Genomic DNA, 16,359 nt, shown 5'->3' with positions numbered 1-16,359 from the left:
GTCAGGCGCGCCGCAGGGAGGACAGGCCCCACAGTTCGGCGATGCGACCGTCGCGCACCCGGAAGATCTCCAGCATGGTCGGCGGCGGTTGCCCGGGAACGCCGCGCACACTCGTACGGACGGCGGCGGTGTCACCCTCGACGACCATGTCCTCGACGACGACCTGGGCCTCGGGGAACGCCTCGTGGAACCGCTGCCAGGACCGCGTGACGCTGTCGGGCCCCGTGGTCCCCATCGGATGGCTGTAGAAGTCCGCCGTGAAGATGTCGGTCGCGGCGGCGTGGTCGTGGGCGTTGAACGCCGCGTACATCCGCCGGGCCGCGGACCGCACCTGCTCGGCACCTGGCTCCGTCATGGGGTCTCCTGTCCGGTCACGTTCGCGCGGACGCGCCGCAGGACGCGCAGCACGGCCTCCCGCTCCTGCGCGCTGACGCCGTCGAGCAGCCGCTCCTGGTACTCCTGGTGGGACCGCTCCAGCTCGGCGGCCAGCCGTTCGCCGGCGGGCGTCAGCGCGGCCAGGGTGTAGCGGTTGTCCGCCGGGTCGAGGCGGCGCCCGGCGAGCCCTTCGGCCTCGAGCTCCTTGACCAGCCGGGTGACGCTCGCCCCGTCGACGCCCAGCGCCTGACGCAGGTCGCTGTGGCTGGTCTCGCCCGCACGCCGCAACCGCACGAGCACCTGCACGCGCTGAGCGCTCATCCCGACATGCCGGGCGAACGCCTGCCGCAGCTCGGCCCAGGCGCTACCGAGCTCACGAAAGAACCTGTCCTCAGACGTCTCTTGCACGATCACTTTATACAGACAACTCTTGACCTACTCAAGAGTTGCCGGGCGGGTCGCCGCGTCCGGCCGGGGCGTCAGCCGGTGCCGCCGGCGGCGACGCCGCGCCACTGGGGCAGGAGCTCGTCGACCAGTGCCTCGGTCTCGGGTTGCATCTGGTCGGTGTACGGGTCGGCCGCGACGCGTCCGCGGAGCTCGTCGACCACGTCGCGGAGCTGGGCCGCGTCGCCTGTCGCGTGGGTGGCGCGGAGCAGGTCGCGCCACAGGCCCTCGTCGCCCTCCGCCAGCCGCAGGCCCGCGCGTGCCGCCGCCACGGCGCCCCGCGCGTCGCCCTCGTCCAGCTTCATCAGCGCCAGCCGGTGCGCCACGTCGGCGACACGGGCGGTCGCCTCGTACTCGAAGTCCTCCGCGGCCAGCCAGCCGTAACGGCCGCGCGGACGGCCGTCCATCAGGCGGCCACGGACGAGGTCCAGCGCGTACGCCATGTACGCCAGCTCCGAGGCCGGCTCGGCCGCGGACCGCCAGATGAGCCAGCGGAACGTCTCCCAGTCGACGCGTACCTCCGAGCCGAGCCGGATCCGGCCGCGCTCGTCGTAGTAGAGGTTCGGCCGGCCGCGCGAGTCGCGCCCCAGCCAGTCGGCGACCCGTGCGACGGTCGCGTCCCGGACGCTCGCCGACACGCCGCGCGGCCAGACCGCGCCGCCGAGCACGGTCGGGTGCACGCCCTCGCCGTGCGTCGCGAGGTAGACGAGCACCTCGGTGCAGATCGCGCGGCGGCTCTCGTCGAGCGGCTCGGGCGCGTCGATCTCGATCGGGCCGAGCAGGCGGATGTCGACCGCGGGCTGTGTCTCGCCGCCGAGCGGCGTCGCGGGCGGCGGGTCGTCCGGGTCGCCGTACGGCACTCCCTCGGTGCGTCCGGCGGTGCGGAACAGCTCGACGACCGCGCGGTAGTGCGGCTCGGGCACGAGCTGCGCGTCGACGTCGAAGCCGAGCACACCGGCGCGCAGCCGGCCGTCGGCGGCGACGTCCCAGGTCCAGGTCGCGCCCGGAGTGTCGCCGGCGACGATGTAGCCGGCCGCCATGCGCTGGCCGGTGCGGGCGAGCGCCACCAGCCGTTCGGCCTCCTCCGGTGTGGGCGGCTCGGCCATGATCAGGTAGTGCGGCATCCACGCCTCACCGAACACTCCGCGGCAGCGGCCCGTCAGCACGGAGTCGGCGCCCGAGGCCGCGAGCGCCTGACGGACCTCCTCGCTCCGCCCCTCCAGCTCGGGCAGCGCCTCGGCCAGCGACCGTACGACGCGGATGCGGTCGGGCGCGACCAGCGCCAGCTCCTCGTCGAAGCCGACCAGCGTGATCCGCATGTGGTCCGACCAGCGGTTGGTGGCGAGCTCGACGGCGACCGCGGCGAGGACCGCGCGGCGTACGTCGTCGGGGCCGTGCAGCGCGATCAGGCCGTGCGCCGCCTCGAGGTCGACGAGGATGCGGCCGGTCTCGTTGGTGCCGATGGAGACCAGACCCGGGTACGGCGCGAGCACGTCGGCGAAGTCGGCGGTGGCCATGCCGTCGAGCGCGGTCGCGCTCAGCCGCCACACCTGGCCGTTGTCGTACTCCTGCCAGGGCGCGGGCGGGTTGCGGTCGGCCGGGGCGATCCACAGGTCGAGACTGTCGGCGCCGAGGTGCACGCCGTACACGGTGGGCAGCGTACGGTCGTCGGCGGCGAGCGCGGCCGACATCTGCCGCAGGCCCAGGTCGAGCAGGCGGGTCGCCTCGGTGTCGGCGCCGAGGCGCAGCGCGTGCTCGGCCGTGGCCGCCTCGCCCTCCGGGCGGGCGATCATCGTGCCGAAGGCGCGCCGCCAGAGTTGCTCGCGCCGCCGCCGGCCGAGCCCGGCGAGCAGGCCGGCCGCCAGGAGCGATGCCACGGCCAGCTCCTGCGGCCAGCCGAACGCGGGCGCGTGGACGGAGGGCTGCCCCGTCGGCTCCTGCTCCGGCGGCCGTTCGTGCCGCGGCGTGTGCGCGGGCGGCTGCTGCGCCGGGGGCTGCTGGGCGGGCGGTTCCTGCGCCGGATCGCCGGGGACGGTCACGTCCGGTCCCTCGTCGATCGGGGGCCGGCCGGCCTCGCGGTCGGCGCGGTCGTCGCGGGCCTCCTGCTGCGCGGCGTGCCGCGCGGCCTCGACGGCCTGCTGCTCGGTGTCGACGTACCCGTGGTGGTGGACGCCGCCCGGAACCTGCGAGTGCGGGACGCCGTGCTCGTGCTGCCCGTCGTGCGGGCCCTTATCGATGATCTCCACGTGGGTCGCGTCGGCGGGCATGTCGAGCACCCAGCCGGGGCGGATCAGGCTGGCCATGGTGAGACGCGTGCCGTCGGGCTGCAGCTTGCCCTTATTGAGCGAGTAGATCTCGCGGTAGCGCCGGCCGTCGCCCAAACATTTCTCGGCGATCTCCCACAGGCTCTCGTGGTGCCGTCCGGCCGGCGGGCGGACGCGGTAGATCTTCCGGACGGCGTTCTTCTCCATCAGGGCCGGGTTGTCCTGGCTCTGGCTCTGGCCCTGGTCCTGGTCGGCCGCGGGCTCGGCCGTGCGCGGGGGCTCGCGGTGCTGGGGCGTCACGTGCTGCTGGATGTGCGTCGAACGGACACCGGTGATCACCGGCATGACCGCCGTGGTCGCGGTGAACAGCAGCAGCGCCGCGACGACCAGCCGGTGCGCGAGCGCCTGCGGGCCACCGGCGAGCGGCACACGGGCCGGCACGCCGACACCGCGGATCCCGGCGTACGCCTCGACCAGCACGCACGCGGTCAGCTGGATCCAGGCGAGCCACACGACGATGACCAGCACGTGCATGAGCGCCGTCGCGTCGAGCCGCTGGGTGAGCGTCTCGGTCGAGGGCAGCTTGTGCGGGATGGGCGAGCCGAAGAAGGTCAGCAGGGCGAAGGGGACCCCGAGAAGCAACGCCGCGAGCGCGGCCATCGCGAGGACCCCGGCCAGGACGTCACCGGCGCTCCGCCCGCGGTCGATGCGGACCGGGGGCCGCTGGATCGAGCTCATCGGACGCGCGGCGTCAGGACTCCGGCCCGCCGGCCGGGGAGAGAACGCCGCTCCCTCCTCGGAATCTCGGAGACGGCCGAAGGTGGAAGCTCGGAAGCCGCCGAAGGCGTGCTCAGCGCCGGACGCCGGGCAGCGGCCGGCCGCCCTCGGGAGACATGCCGCGCCAGCAGCCCGGCGGTGACCTCACCCAGGTGAAGAACGCCCGGTTCGGCACGGCGGACCACCGGCCGCCCCACCAGGACACGCGAGGCGTACGCTCCCCGGTCGCCAGGACGCTCGACGTCATCGGCGGGAGCGACGAGGAAACGGGCCGGCGTCCGACGACCTGGCCCTGCGGGCATCCGACGGTCTGAAGCCACGAGCGACCCGCCACCCGTAGCCACGAGCGACCCACCGCCCGAACCCGCGAGCGACCCGCGGTCCGACTCCACCACGGCCACTGAGCACGGACCGTACGACGCCGCCTCCGGGTCGGCCGCTCCCGTGATCGCGGGTTCCGCCTCTTCGACGGCCGCCGTGCGCGGACCGTGGACGGGCCGTGCCGTCGGAGCGGGCTCCAGGAGGCCGGCCGGGACACGGCGCGGCCGGACGGCCGGCACGCTCGCCGCCCACGGCAGGCCGGAGGCCGGGGCGTAGGTCTCCTGGCCGGCGGCGGGGGTGAGAAGGAGACGGGCCAGCGTCCGGCGGCCCGGGCCGGTGAACGTGCCGCGGCCCGAAGCCGCGAGCACCCGGCGGGCCGAAGCCGCGAGCATCCCGCCGCCCGGAGCGGCGACCGGCAGGCCGCGGTCGTCGCGGGGCCACGACCGGTCCGCCGCCGGGGCCGGGGTCAGGTGCCCGTCGCGCAAGACGGGAAGGCCGCCCTCGGACGGGCGGTGGCCGCGCGGGACGGCCGGCCGGCGAACCGCGAACCTCAACCTGCTCACTCCTCTGCGTAGGACCGGATGGCGAGCCCCGCCCGGGCGGGGCCGGGATGTCAGATCCCCTCCTGTGGATGGGCCGATGCCGCTGAGGACATTGTCATGTCCGAGAAGCCGAAAGCGCTAAGCAGTTGGAACTTCACCCGGATGTGGACGATCACCCGCGCGGCCTCGCCGCCGGAAGTGTCGCACTGGATCGGGCCCGTCACCTCGGGATACTTGCTCGCGAGCAGCCGCGCACGGCGGCACGGGGCGTCGGTGGCCAGAATTCGCGCCTTACCGGTACGGCGGAGGTAGGCGACGTCGATGTCGTCCGCGGCGGCGCGGGCGGCCTGCTCGGCGATGTCCGCGGCGCGCTGGCGGGCGTGGATGGTCAGGCCGCCGTCGACGAGCAGCCCGGCCAGGACGAGCACGAACACGGCGAAGATCGTCGTGAACAGCGCGACCGTTCCCCGGTCGCCTCGCGCTTTCACTCGATCCTCCGGAACGTGTCGATCGGCGCCGTCGCGGTGCCGGTCATCGTGCGGGAGGGCCGGAAGCCGATGAGCGACAGGCCGGTCAGGTCGATGTCGCAGTGGACCGCCACCGAGACCTGGCCGCCCCGGCGCCACTGGGAGAAGTCGACCGTGGTGTCCGGCAGCCGGCGGCACCACTTGCGGCCGCTGAGCGTCTCGCCTGCGGCGTTCTCCGCGGCCTTGTTCGCGCCCGCGGTCGTACGGGCGAGGGAGGCGGCCCGCGCGGCGTCGCGGGCGGCGCCGTCGACCTGGCTCTGCGCCTCGACCACCCGGCCCAGCCCGACCATGACCATCATGAAGGCCACGAGCACCGGCGTCAGCAGCGCCAGCTCGAGGGCCATCGTCCCCGCGTCGCGTCTCTTGGCTATTCGCATTGGTCGAGACCGTTGTCGGGCCGGTAGCACTCGACCGGGCCGCTCGAGTGCTCGCTGACGTAGAACCGGAAGAACGGCACGACGGGTACGGCGTAACCGCCGACGGTGACTCCGCGCACGTGCTCCCCCACGTTCTCCTCCGGGACCGCATCCACCTTCGTCAGCAGTTGCGGGCCGATCTTGTTGACGTAGTCGATCCCCTCCGACCTCGCCGCCGACCGCCAGTCACCCGTGCGCTGCTCGCGGGCGACCCGCGCGGCCGACTGCGCGGCGGCGAGCGCGACGTGCCGGGCGTTGAATACGAGGGCGAACTGGACGACGAACAGAATGACGAGAAGCAGAACGGGCGTCAGCAGGGCGAGTTCGAGGGTGTTCGCACCCCGATCGCGCCGCCCGCGGGTCGACGCGCGGCCGGCCGTACGCACCCCGTACTTCCCGCCCCCATGCTTGCCGCGCATTCTTGTCACATCAAATCCTACGAATTAGCTCTAAAAGCTGTCAACCATTTACCGATGGCCGTGACCGGCCGCCGGTACGGGCCGTTCTCAGCGTGGAAACACCGGCATATCGGCGTACGCACATTTCAGGCGCCCCGACCCGAGAACGGCCGGGAGGAACGGCGCCGCCATGACGCGCACGTCCGCGCGCCCCCGTGATCTGGTGGCCCCCGCGTCAGTTACCGGGGCCGTTGTTGACGTTGATCTTGTTCGCCGCGGCCGTGACGCGCCGGTAGATGACCCAGCCCACGGTGATGGCGATGAGAGCGAGAATTCCGGTGATGATCGCCCACTCGATGGCGGACGCACCACGGGTGCGGTCGGTCTCCTGACGCAACCGTTGAATTCGCATTTCAACGTGTGACCGGATGTAGGTCACGAGGGGGTCGTTCATCGGATTCAGCCACTGCATGATTCACCTCGCAGTCGGGGGAAAGGAACAGCCAGAGAACGTGTCATGAATCCTCCTTCGTGGAGGGGGTGACCACAGGTGCGAGTCTTTTGATTCCCTCGCTCGGTCATGAGGCGACCACGCGCATCACCGCCGGGTAGGCGAGGAAGACCAGGAAACCGGCGCACAGCAGGAGCTGGGCGACGAGCATGGACTGGGAGCGTTCACCGGCCTTTCCTTCGATGTCGGCGAGCTGACGGCTGCGCATGCTGGCCGCGCGGGCGGAGAGTGACTGGCGCACCTTCGCACCGTCGTCGGCCACCAGGGCCAGGGCGGCGGACAGGTCGCGCAGCTCGTCGACGTTGACGTCGTCACCGAGCCGGCCCAGTGCCTGCCAGGGCGTGATCCCGGTGATCCGGGCGTTCGACAGGGCGTCGCGGATGCGGCGTACGGCCCAGCCGTCGCCGACGTTCGCCGCGGTCATCAGCGCCTCGGGCACGCCACGGCCGCCGGCGAGGTTCATCGCGACCAGGTCGAGGAAGGCGCTGACCGCGTGCCGGAAGTCGCGCCGGCGGGAGCCCGCCTCCTGACGGAGCTGCATGTCCGGCAGCAGGAAGAAGATCAGCGCGAAGAAGAGGCCGAGCCACACCGGTACGGCGACCACGACGTGGAGCCCCAGCACGGCGAAGTAGGCGACGAGGATCGGGATGAACACGATCGCCCCGATCGCGAGCAGGAACTTCGTGGCCAGAAACGCCTCGAACGATCGGTCCAGCAGCGTCAGGTCCGCGCGTACGGACCGCTGCTGCCAGCCCCGCGCCTCGTAGAAGGCGGCCAGCGACCGGCCGAACCGCGCGCGCAGCCCGGTGACCCGCTCGGCCGTGCTCGCGCCGCGCCCGGTCGGCTCGGCCTCCCCGCGCCGGCGCGCGGCGTCGAAGGCGGCCAGCCGGGCGGACAGGCCCGGACGGGGCGGGAAGAGCGCGCGGAACAGCAGGTACGCGCCGAGTCCGAAGAAGGCGCCGGCCAGCAGGGCGACGGTCATCGGGTACCTCCTCGCGGGCCCGGCACGGTGGGGCTGCCGCCCGCGGGCGTCTGCCCCTGCCAGCGCGCGACGGTCTCGGGCACCTCGCCCGGCACGCCCGGCTTGTCCTGCACATCCGGCTTATCGGAATCGGCCGCGGCCAGGAACCGGTGCGGCGTCTCGTACTTCGCCAGGCGCCGCAGCCAGATGAACCCGACGGCGAACAGCCCGACCACGACCGCCAGCACGAGCTGTCCGGTCACGGAGTCGTACATCGCGACGTACGTGCGGTTGACGACGGCGAGCAGCAGCGCGGTGCCCACCGAGACCCCGACGACGATCTGGACGCTGCGGCGGGTGGTGCGGCGGTTCGCCTCGACCCGGCGGCGCATGTCGAGCTCGGCCCGCGCGGAGTCGGCCAGCGCGCCCAGCATGTCGCGCAGGCCGGGACCGCGCAGCCGCGCGTTGAGGATCAGCGCGGCGACGACGAGGTCGGCGGACGCGTCGTCGAGGTCGTCGCCGAACATCCGCAGGGCGTCGGCGAGCGGCACCCGCGTGTGCAGCCGGTCGACCAGGGCCTGCACCTTCGGGCGGAGCGCCGGCGCCACGGCGCGCAGCGATGAGGGAATGGCCTGTTCGAGGCCGACCGCGCCCGCGATGGTGTCGCGCAGCGACTCGGTCCACGCGGCGAGCGCCTCCAGGCGCGCCATCGAGCGGCGCTCTTCGGCCGCGCCGCCGCCGATGCTGTTCCACCCGAGCACGAGCAGCGCCGCGCCGATGCCGGCGACCGGCCACCGGGTGACGATGAGCACGAGGACGCCCGCGACGACCGCCAGCGCCGTACGGGTCGTCAGCGTACGGACGATCTCCTCACGGCTGCGCGCCGACGGCCGGCCGGGCCGCGGGCGTACGCCGCGGATCGCCACGATGAGCAGCATCACGCCGCCACCGATCAGCGCGCCCGCGACGATCGCGAGTGCGAGGCCCCCCGAGAACGCCCCTGTCACCAGACCGCTCCATGCGATGGGTCGTAGCCGTACGGCACGAGCTCCTGGACGCAGGCGATCGGCGCCGCCGCGCGGGCGCTGCCGTCAGGGCCGGGCTCGAAGATCTCGCTGGACAGCACCCGGCCGTCGCAGCCGGTCACCTCGCGGATGCTGGAGACGAACCGGCGCAGCCGCCCGCCGTGCGCGTAGTCGTTGCGCTTCTCGATGAAGACGACGAAGTCGATGGCGCCCGCGATGAGCATGTGCGTCGCCTCGATCGGCAGCCGCTCGTCGGACTGCAGGGCGTACGTCGCGATGCGGTTGAACACCTCCCAGGAGGAGTTCGCGTGGATCGTCGACAGCGAGCCGTCGTTGCCCTGGGTCATCGCGTTGAGCATGGTGACGATCTCGTCGCCGAGCACCTCACCGACGATCACGCGTGAGGGGTTCATGCGCAGCGACCGGCGGACGAGCTCGGCCATCGTGATCGTGCCCTGGCCCTCGGAGTTGGGCAGCCGCTCCTCCAGCGCGACGACGTTGGGGTGCAGCTCGGCGAACTGGTCGAGGCCCAGCTCCAGGGCGCGCTCCACGGTGATGAGCCGCTCGGCGGTCGGGATCTCGTTGGCGATCGCCCGCAGCAGCGTCGTCTTTCCGGCGTTGGTGGCCCCGGCGATCATGATGTTCTTGCGGGCGGCCACCGCGGCGCGCAGGAACAGGCCGATCTCCGTGCTGATCGTGCCGTTCCCGACCAGGTCGGCGAGGAACACCTTGCCGAGCCGGGCGCGGCGGATCGACAGCGCGGGACGTACGGTGACGTCCATGACCGCCGACAGCCGCGAACCGTCGGGCAACCGCAGGTCGAGCTGGGGGTTGGCGGAGTCGAACGGCCGGCTGGACAGACCGCTGTAGGCCGCCAGGATCTGGATGAGCTCGACGAGCTCCTCATCGGACTCGGCGACCGGCTCGGCCATCACCTCACGGCCGTCGGCGTACCCGATGAACACCCGGTCGCAGCCGTTGACGTCGATGTTCTCGATCTCGGGGTCCTCGAGAAGGGGCTGGAGGCGGCCGACGCCGAACAGCGCGGCGTGCACGCCGGCGGCGAGCTGCTCCTCCTCTTCGGCGTTCGGCGGACGCCGGCCCGCCGCGATCTCCGCCCGTGCGAACTCCTCCAGCACTTGCCCGATGAGAGCGCGCGCGAACTGCCGCTCGTCCTCGGGATTCATCGGGGCGACGCCGTTCGCGGCGTCGAGCCGGCGCTGGTCGGCGAGCCGGGCCCCGACGTCCTGGCGAAGGCGCTTAACGAGGCTGTGGTCCACTTGCCACTCCCTGCGCTTCGCGATCAACCCCCGATGTGGGCGCGACCCGCGTCGCGAGTCCGCCCGCGAGCTGTCGTGCCGAACGGATCAGCAGTGAACGGTCGAGCCGCCCGCCCCACTGGCCCCTCAGCATTTCAGCACCCTTGGGATCCATCGCGAAACCCCCGAGGACGGCGGCGGGAAGTTTCGCGTTCGAAATGATCCGGCCGACCTCCGCTATGGCGGTGCGGTATTCGCTCGGATCGGCGACGACGACAATGCCGATCGGCGGTGCGGAGTGCCCACCGAGGTCATTCGACAATGAACCGATGCGTTCACGCAGGTGAGCGACCTGTTCGAGCGTCGCCCGCGTGAACAGCACGATCATTGACGCCTCACGCAGCAGATCGGTCAAGGCCGCTCCGGCGCCCAGACGGCCACAATCGGCCACCACATCGGCACCCGGCAGGTTGGCGAAGGCCCGGCCCAGAGGACTCCACAGCCAGGTCAGGCCCTGTGCCTGCTCGGCGCGGGTCAGGCCGACGAGGACGTCGAGCCCGCCCTCGAGCCGCTGTGTGTGCTCCCAGACCTGCTCGGCCCGCAGCCCGCGCCGCGCGGTCGCGGCGAGGCTGAGCATGCCGTGCGCCGGGTTGAGCATGCCACCGCCCTCGGCGGGCAGGCGGTACACCAGGTCGCCGCCGGCCTGGTCGCATTCGGCGAGCAGGACGGGGCGGGGCCAGACGGCCCCCAGCGCGATCGCCGCGGTCGTGACGCCCGGCGCCCCCTTGTCCGCCGCGAGGGCGATAAGCCCCATCAGGGATTACCCGTCGATCGGTCGCGCGGCGACGCGGGCGGATTTCCGGGCGACTCACCCGCGGAGGGCGTGGTCGACTGCCGGGGCGCCGTCTGCCGCGGCGGCGTCTGCGGGGCCTTCTCCCCGGCCGGCAGCAGCGCGACCGCCACGGCGCCGGCCGAGGACGCCTGCGTCACCTGGGGCGCCTGGTCGACCGGGACGGTCACCGAGACCGCGACCTGGTCGGCCTGGATGTCGTTCTGGCCCGGCTGCACCACGTCGTACACCGTGGCGACCGGGGCGAGCACGGTGCCGCTCTGCGTGCCGCTCTGGCCGCCCTGGGAGGAGACGGCGTACAGCGCGACGCGGTCGCCCGGCTGGAGGCCGCCCGCGGGCAGCTGGCCCGGCTTCAGCGCGAGACCGACCACGACGGTGCCCTTGGCGACCGAGGAGCCGGTGGAGATCATGCCGTTGGTGAGCAGCGCGCCCTTGACCAGGGTCACCGTCGCGAAGGTCTGCGTCACCTTGGTGCGGTCACCCCACGGGATGTAGTCCAGGCCGCCGGTCGAGGAGACCTGCACCTCCTGCAGCGCCGACGCCGGGATCCGCTGACCCGCCGCGACCGGCTGGGCGATGCTGATCACCGGGACGCGCTGGCCGCTCGCCATGACGAGGTACGCGCTGATCAGCGCACCACCGACGATGAGCAGCACGGCCAGTGCCGCCATCGCGGGCTTGCGCTCCCGCCGGGGAACGGGGATGCGCTGACCGGTGGCCGTCCCGAGCGAGGGACGTCCGTCGGTCTTGCGATCACTGCTCGTGGTCACAGGCTCTCCGCCAATTCGGCTGTCGGGGGCTGATCGCGTTCGACGGGGACGCGGCGAACCATCGTTCCGCCTCATAACGCCGCGCGTCAATGTGGGAACGACAGATTGTTTGCGCAGCGAGTCCTGCGGCTTGTCAAGTGATCAAGAAACGACTCGACCCGAGCCGCTGTCTCCCATCCTGCCTCCTCTCTATCCTGGTCCCGCACGCTGGGGATGTGGAGGGGTGAATGCGAATCTCGCTCACGGCGCTGACCGATCAAGGTCCCCGTGACGTAGTCGTCAACGGCGATTCCGATATGACGGTCGGAACCGTTGCGCGGTCACTTATTGCCACATTGAACGCCGACACCGCCAAGGAACCGATGGCGGAAGTCGTACGCCTCCCGAGCGCCCGCTGGGTGGAGGATCCGCCGCAGCCGCTCTGGGCCGGCGGCCGGATGCTCGACCCCGCGGCCCCGGCGAGCCGGGTCCTCCGCGACGGCGCCCTCGTCGCCGTGCACCCCGGCGCCGCGCCCGCGACGGTGCTCGGCGAGCCGACCGGCATCGCCGAGATCCGCGTGAGCGGCGGCCCGGCGGCCGGCCCCGTCCACCGCCTCGGCATCGGCCAGACCACCATCGGCACCTCGCCCGACGTGGACGTACGCCTCGCCGACCCGTCCGTGCCCCCGCACGCGCTCACGGTCACGGTCGAGTCCCGCCGGGTCACCGTGTCGGGCTCGGGCGTCCTCGATCAGGTGCCTCTCGAGGGCACGGTGGAGTGGCCGCCCGGCGGCGTGCTCTCGGTCGGCACGACCGTGCTGACGCTGGCCCTCACCGCCGCGCCGGACGCCCACCTGTCGCCGCTCGACGACGGCGGCCTCGCCTACAACCGGCCGCCGCGCATCCGCCCGCAGTCCGGACCGCGCCGCATCGAGGTGCCGCAGGAGCCCGAAAAAGGGCAGCGCGAGCGCCTGCGGCTGCTGGGCTCGCTGCTGTTCGCGGCGACCGGCGTCGTCATGGTCGTCTTCACCGGGCAGTGGTACTGGGCGCTGATGGCGCTGGCGTACCCGGTCATCCAGGTCGGCGAGTGGATCGCCGACCGGCTCTATGGCCGCAAGTCGTACAAGAAGGCGCTGAAGGAGTACCGCGCGAAGAAGGCGGAGTTCGAGGGCGCGCTGGAGAGCATGCGCCGCGCCGACCAGGCCGAGTGGCGGGCCCTCGCCCCCGACCCGGCCGAGGTCCTGCTCACCGCGACCGGCCCGCGCCGCCGCCTGTGGGAACGCCGCGTCGGCGACCCGGACACCCTCCACCTGCGCATCGGCCTGGCCGACCTGCCCGCCCGCATCGAGCTCAAGCCCGGCCGTGGCGGCGGCGACGAGCCGGTCATGCCGCCGGCCCCGGTCGCCCATGCCGTACCCGTCCCCCTGCCGCTGGCCGAGCTGGGCGTGGTCGGCCTGTCGGGCGCCCGCGACCGTTCCCGGGCTCTGGCCCGCTGGCTGGTCGCCCAGGCCGCCGCGCTGCACAGCCCGCGCGATCTGGCGATCGTCGTACTGTCGGCGGACCCTTCCGCCAGCGCGCACTGGAACTGGGTGCGCTGGCTGCCGCACTGCGCCCCGCGCGAGGGCGAGGACTGCGTCGCCCTGGTCGGCGCCGACCCGGACACGGTGGCGCGCCGCGTGACGGAGCTGGCCATCCGCATCACCGAGCGCCGCCGTACGGCTGAGCCGTCGGCGTCGCTCAGCCTGGGCTTCGGCGGCGGCGCTCCTGTTGACGGGCCGTACAACATCCTGCTGGTGTTGGACGGCGCCCGCCAGCTACGCCGCGTCCCGGGCATGCCGCAGGTGCTGAGCGGCGGCCCGTCGGTCGGCCTGCACGCGATCTGTATCGACGACGACGAACGCCTGCTGCCGGAGGAGTGCACGGCGGTCGCGGTGTGGGACTGGGACCGCCCGACGCACGTACGTCTGCACGGGAATGGTCTGGACTCGGTAGGCGCGGTCCTGGCCGACCAGGTGACACCGGCGTGGTGCGACCGTTTGGCCCGCGCTCTGGCGCCCGTACGAGACGTGTCGCGCGACGACACGGAGGCGATGATCCCGTCGTCGGCCCGCCTGCTGGAGCTTCTGCACATGCCGACACCGTCGGCGGCCCAGATCCAGGCGGCATGGCAGTCCGGGGGTCGTACGACGGTGGTGCCGATCGGGGTGTCTTCTGACGGGGTGTTCTCGGTCGACCTGCGTTTGGACGGGCCACACGGACTGATCGCGGGGACGACGGGCGCGGGCAAGTCGGAGCTCCTGCAGACGTTGATCGCGTCCCTGGCGGTGGCGAACCGCCCGGACGAGATGACGTTCGTCCTGATCGACTACAAGGGCGGCGCCGCCTTCGCCGACTGCGCGTCGTTGCCCCACGTGGTGGGGATGGTGACGGATCTTGACGGTCACCTGACGGAGCGTGCGCTGGAGTCTTTGGGGGCCGAGCTGCGACGGCGGGAGGAGTTGCTGCTACACGCGGGCGCCAAGGACATCGAGGACTACTGCGAACTGTTCGACGCGGGCGACCGGCGGGCTTCTACTCGCATGCCGCGGCTGGTGTTGGTGATCGACGAGTTCGCGGCGATGGTGGGTGAACTGCCGGACTTCGTGGAGGGCTTGGTGGACATCGGCCGCCGTGGCCGTTCTTTGGGCGTTCACCTGCTCCTGGCCACTCAGCGGCCCGCGGGCGTGGTGACCGGCGACATCCGAGCCAACACGAACCTGCGCATCGCGCTGCGCGTGACGGATCCGGACGAATCATCGGACGTGCTGGACGATCCGGCGGCCGCACGGATTTCTAAGTCGTCACCGGGCCGGTGTTACGTGAGGTCGGGCGTCGGTTCGCCGGTAATGGTCCAGGCAGCACGTATCGGCGGCCGACGGCCGGGAAGCGCGACGTCGTCGATCCCGGCGCGCGTCACGCCACTGCCGTGGCCCCGCCTAGGCCGTCCGCTACCGGTGGACGTACCGACCGACGAGTCGACCATGGTGACGGACCTGAAGGTCCTGGTCGAGGCGATCGGCGAGGCCTGCTACCACGCGGGCATCGAGGAACAGCCAGCACCGTGGCTGCCATCGCTGCCGCCGGTCGTGACCCTTGACGACCTGCCGGCGGTGTTTGCCGATACCGACGATGTGCCGCCGCTCGCGTTCGGGTTGACGGATCTACCGTCGTCGCAGTCTCGGTCGGCTCTGACGCTGGACCTGGTGCACGGCGGTCACCTGTACGTGGCCGGCTCGGCCCGCTCAGGCCGCTCAACCGTCTTGCGAACGCTGGCCGGTTCGCTGGCATCGACATGCGCACCGTCAGACGTCCACCTGTACGCCATCGACTGCGGCGCGAACGCGCTTTTGCCTTTGGTCGCCCTACCCCACTGTGGTGCGGTGGTGAGCCGCGACCAGATCGAACGCATGGAACGACTGTTGGCCCGGCTGCATGCGGAGGTGGCCCGGCGGCAGCAGGTACTGGCAGCGACGGGATTCGCGTCACTGGCGGAACAACGCGCGGCGGCGGCACCGCCGGACCGCCTGCCCTGGATGGTCCTGATGCTGGACCGGTGGGAAGGCTTCGTCGCGACCTTCGAGAACTACGACTTCGGCCGCCTGATCGACACGATCCTTCGCCTGCTGCGCGAGGGCGCCGCCGTCGGCCTACGAGCGATCTTCACCGGCGACCGCTCTGGCCTGGCCGGCCAGGTGTCCACCGTGTTCGATGACCGCCTCATCCTGCGCATGTCGGATCCCAACGATTACAACTACGCAGGCATCAACGAACGTCATGTGCCCGGCGAGATGCCATCCGGCCGCGCGCTGGAGGTCGTCGGTCCTGGGCTCTCGTCGCTCCGAGAGTCACAGATCGCCCTTCTCGACGGCGAACTCTCGGGTACCGCCCAGGTGGCGGCCCTGCAGCGGCTCGCGCGTGACGCGGAGGAGACCTACGGTCGCCCGCCGCGCAGCCTTCGGGCACTGCACGTGGACGAGCTACCTGTGCGCGCCACTCTCGCATCGGCCTTGGCACTCGATCCCGAATTCAAAGCACCGTCCCCGCTGTGGGCCCTTGTCGGCGTGGGAGGAGACGAGCTCGGACCGATCGGCGTGGACCTTCTCGCCGACGGCCCCGGCTTCACAGTGGCAGGCCCGCCGCGCTCCGGCCGCTCCACGGTCCTGATGACGATGGTGCAGTCACTTCTGGATCCCGATATCGGCGAGGGGCTCGTACCCGTCGTGCTGATCTGTCCTCGCCGCTCCCCGTTGCGAGATCTCGAAAAGAAGCCTGGTGTGCTGGCGGTCCTCGACGAAAAAGCCAGCGACGGTGCCGTGGCGGCGGCGGTGTACGGGACGGAACGCCATGTACTGGTCGTCGATGATGCCGAGCTGATCGGGGACAGCGATTTGGACGACGCCCTGGCAATGCGCCTCCGAGGCGCCCGGGATGCCGAACAGGGCATCATCATCGCTGGAAGCAGCGACGATCTTGCGAGGGTATTTAACGGTTTGCTCGCAGACATACGGCGATCAAGGTCGGGGCTCCTTCTTGGGGTGAGATCGGCGGACGACGGGGATCTTCTCGGCATAACTCTTCCGCGAAATAACACCGTCGTCAGCAGCGTAGGAAGAGGAGTCCTCGCCAACACGGGACAGACGACACCTATTCAGGCCGCCGTCCCTCTTTAGGACATCGGGGCCACCTTCAGACCCACCTGACGTCCGCATTTGCCAAACCAGCGCACATGTCACATCTTGGCCGTAAGTCGACACATGCCGATCATTAGAGGAAGAGGATCTGTGGCAAGCTTAGCCATGCTTGCCTGCCGGAGCAAGGGCCTCAGTGTGCACAGGAGAGGTCTCCGCTCGACCACCTTCACTCAGGGGAACCATCGGTAAGCATGGAGCCTAACTACGACC

The 16,359-nt window shown here is 71.7% G+C and carries 14 protein-coding genes; 2 read left to right on the top strand and 12 right to left on the bottom strand.

The genetic code is table 11. The features are described 5' to 3' along the window. Window position 1 precedes the first annotated feature (1 nt). The 3 genes from ABEA10_RS42165 to ABEA10_RS42155 all read right to left on the bottom strand — a co-directional run bounded on the left by ABEA10_RS42165 (window position 2) and on the right by ABEA10_RS42155 (window position 3,821). Window positions 2–355, bottom strand: coding sequence for an ester cyclase (locus tag ABEA10_RS42165; protein ID WP_345473873.1), 354 nt, complete (start codon window positions 353–355; stop codon window positions 2–4). After that, a complete protein-coding gene (locus tag ABEA10_RS42160) occupies window positions 352–783 on the bottom strand; it encodes a MarR family winged helix-turn-helix transcriptional regulator (protein ID WP_345473871.1) in 432 nt (143 codons plus the stop codon). The genes ABEA10_RS42165 and ABEA10_RS42160 overlap by 4 nt, the downstream gene beginning before the upstream one ends. 71 nt (window positions 784–854) lie before the next feature. Further along, window positions 855–3,821 (bottom strand): bacterial transcriptional activator domain-containing protein, encoded by a 2,967-nt coding sequence (locus ABEA10_RS42155; protein WP_345473869.1) that lies wholly within the window; start codon window positions 3,819–3,821, stop codon window positions 855–857. Window positions 3,822–3,976: 155 nt separating this feature from the next. Between ABEA10_RS42155 and ABEA10_RS42150 the strand changes: the two genes are divergently transcribed. Next, entirely contained in the window at window positions 3,977–4,174 is a 198-nt protein-coding gene (locus ABEA10_RS42150) for a hypothetical protein (RefSeq protein ID WP_345473867.1), read from the top strand. A gap of 620 nt (window positions 4,175–4,794) precedes the next feature. On the opposite strand, the gene ABEA10_RS42145 is transcribed toward ABEA10_RS42150, so the two are convergent. The 9 genes from ABEA10_RS42145 to ABEA10_RS42105 all read right to left on the bottom strand — a co-directional run bounded on the left by ABEA10_RS42145 (window position 4,795) and on the right by ABEA10_RS42105 (window position 11,440). Continuing rightward, window positions 4,795–5,211, bottom strand: coding sequence for a pilus assembly protein TadG-related protein (locus ABEA10_RS42145; protein WP_329251195.1), 417 nt, complete (start codon window positions 5,209–5,211; stop codon window positions 4,795–4,797). Further along, window positions 5,208–5,627: a TadE family protein gene (locus tag ABEA10_RS42140; protein ID WP_345473864.1), complete on the bottom strand. Its 420-nt coding sequence runs from the start codon at window positions 5,625–5,627 to the stop codon at window positions 5,208–5,210. Before ABEA10_RS42140 ends, ABEA10_RS42145 begins: the two co-directional genes overlap by 4 nt. Continuing rightward, window positions 5,618–6,085, bottom strand: a complete 468-nt coding sequence (locus ABEA10_RS42135; RefSeq protein ID WP_329251189.1) for a TadE/TadG family type IV pilus assembly protein — start codon at window positions 6,083–6,085, stop codon at window positions 5,618–5,620. The genes ABEA10_RS42140 and ABEA10_RS42135 overlap by 10 nt, the downstream gene beginning before the upstream one ends. Before the next feature lie 214 nt (window positions 6,086–6,299). After that, window positions 6,300–6,503, bottom strand: a complete 204-nt coding sequence (locus ABEA10_RS42130; RefSeq protein ID WP_329251187.1) for a hypothetical protein — start codon at window positions 6,501–6,503, stop codon at window positions 6,300–6,302. A 139-nt stretch (window positions 6,504–6,642) separates the two neighbouring features. After that, the gene (locus ABEA10_RS42125; RefSeq protein ID WP_345473863.1) at window positions 6,643–7,557 is read right to left on the bottom strand and encodes a type II secretion system F family protein; all 915 of its coding nucleotides are present in this window, start codon (window positions 7,555–7,557) and stop codon (window positions 6,643–6,645) included. Next, window positions 7,554–8,543, bottom strand: coding sequence for a type II secretion system F family protein (locus ABEA10_RS42120; RefSeq protein ID WP_329251181.1), 990 nt, complete (start codon window positions 8,541–8,543; stop codon window positions 7,554–7,556). Before ABEA10_RS42120 ends, ABEA10_RS42125 begins: the two co-directional genes overlap by 4 nt. Continuing rightward, window positions 8,540–9,841, bottom strand: coding sequence for a TadA family conjugal transfer-associated ATPase (locus tag ABEA10_RS42115; RefSeq protein WP_345473860.1), 1,302 nt, complete (start codon window positions 9,839–9,841; stop codon window positions 8,540–8,542). Before ABEA10_RS42115 ends, ABEA10_RS42120 begins: the two co-directional genes overlap by 4 nt. Further along, the gene (locus tag ABEA10_RS42110; protein WP_345473858.1) at window positions 9,822–10,634 is read right to left on the bottom strand and encodes a hypothetical protein; all 813 of its coding nucleotides are present in this window, start codon (window positions 10,632–10,634) and stop codon (window positions 9,822–9,824) included. The genes ABEA10_RS42115 and ABEA10_RS42110 overlap by 20 nt, the downstream gene beginning before the upstream one ends. After that, the gene (locus tag ABEA10_RS42105; protein WP_345473856.1) at window positions 10,634–11,440 is read right to left on the bottom strand and encodes a CpaB family protein; all 807 of its coding nucleotides are present in this window, start codon (window positions 11,438–11,440) and stop codon (window positions 10,634–10,636) included. The genes ABEA10_RS42110 and ABEA10_RS42105 overlap by 1 nt, the downstream gene beginning before the upstream one ends. A 362-nt stretch (window positions 11,441–11,802) precedes the next feature. On the opposite strand from ABEA10_RS42105, the gene ABEA10_RS42100 reads away from it, so the two are divergent. Further along, a complete protein-coding gene (locus ABEA10_RS42100) occupies window positions 11,803–16,128 on the top strand; it encodes a type VII secretion EssC family protein (RefSeq protein ID WP_345473854.1) in 4,326 nt (1,441 codons plus the stop codon). Window positions 16,129–16,359: the final 231 nt, after the last annotated feature.

It is taken from the genome of Actinoallomurus oryzae (assembly GCF_039541955.1).
Lineage (GTDB): Bacteria > Actinomycetota > Actinomycetes > Streptosporangiales > Streptosporangiaceae > Actinoallomurus > Actinoallomurus oryzae.
Note: the sequence above shows the minus strand (reverse complement) of the source record. Positions and strands in the feature narration are given on the sequence as shown.

Bases quoted from the DNA above. Each gene is read 5' to 3' on its own strand.
- ABEA10_RS42165 (WP_345473873.1), bottom strand. From the start codon at position 355: ATGACGGAGCCAGGTGCCGAGCAGGTGCGGTCCGCGGCCCGGCGGATG.
- ABEA10_RS42155 (WP_345473869.1), bottom strand. From the start codon at position 3,821: ATGAGCTCGATCCAGCGGCCCCCGGTCCGCATCGACCGCGGGCGGAGC.
- ABEA10_RS42150 (WP_345473867.1), top strand. From the start codon at position 3,977: ATGCCGCGCCAGCAGCCCGGCGGTGACCTCACCCAGGTGAAGAACGCC.
- ABEA10_RS42140 (WP_345473864.1), bottom strand. From the start codon at position 5,627: ATGCGAATAGCCAAGAGACGCGACGCGGGGACGATGGCCCTCGAGCTG.
- ABEA10_RS42135 (WP_329251189.1), bottom strand. From the start codon at position 6,085: ATGCGCGGCAAGCATGGGGGCGGGAAGTACGGGGTGCGTACGGCCGGC.
- ABEA10_RS42125 (WP_345473863.1), bottom strand. From the start codon at position 7,557: ATGACCGTCGCCCTGCTGGCCGGCGCCTTCTTCGGACTCGGCGCGTAC.
- ABEA10_RS42110 (WP_345473858.1), bottom strand. From the start codon at position 10,634: ATGGGGCTTATCGCCCTCGCGGCGGACAAGGGGGCGCCGGGCGTCACG.
- ABEA10_RS42100 (WP_345473854.1), top strand. From the start codon at position 11,803: ATGGCGGAAGTCGTACGCCTCCCGAGCGCCCGCTGGGTGGAGGATCCG.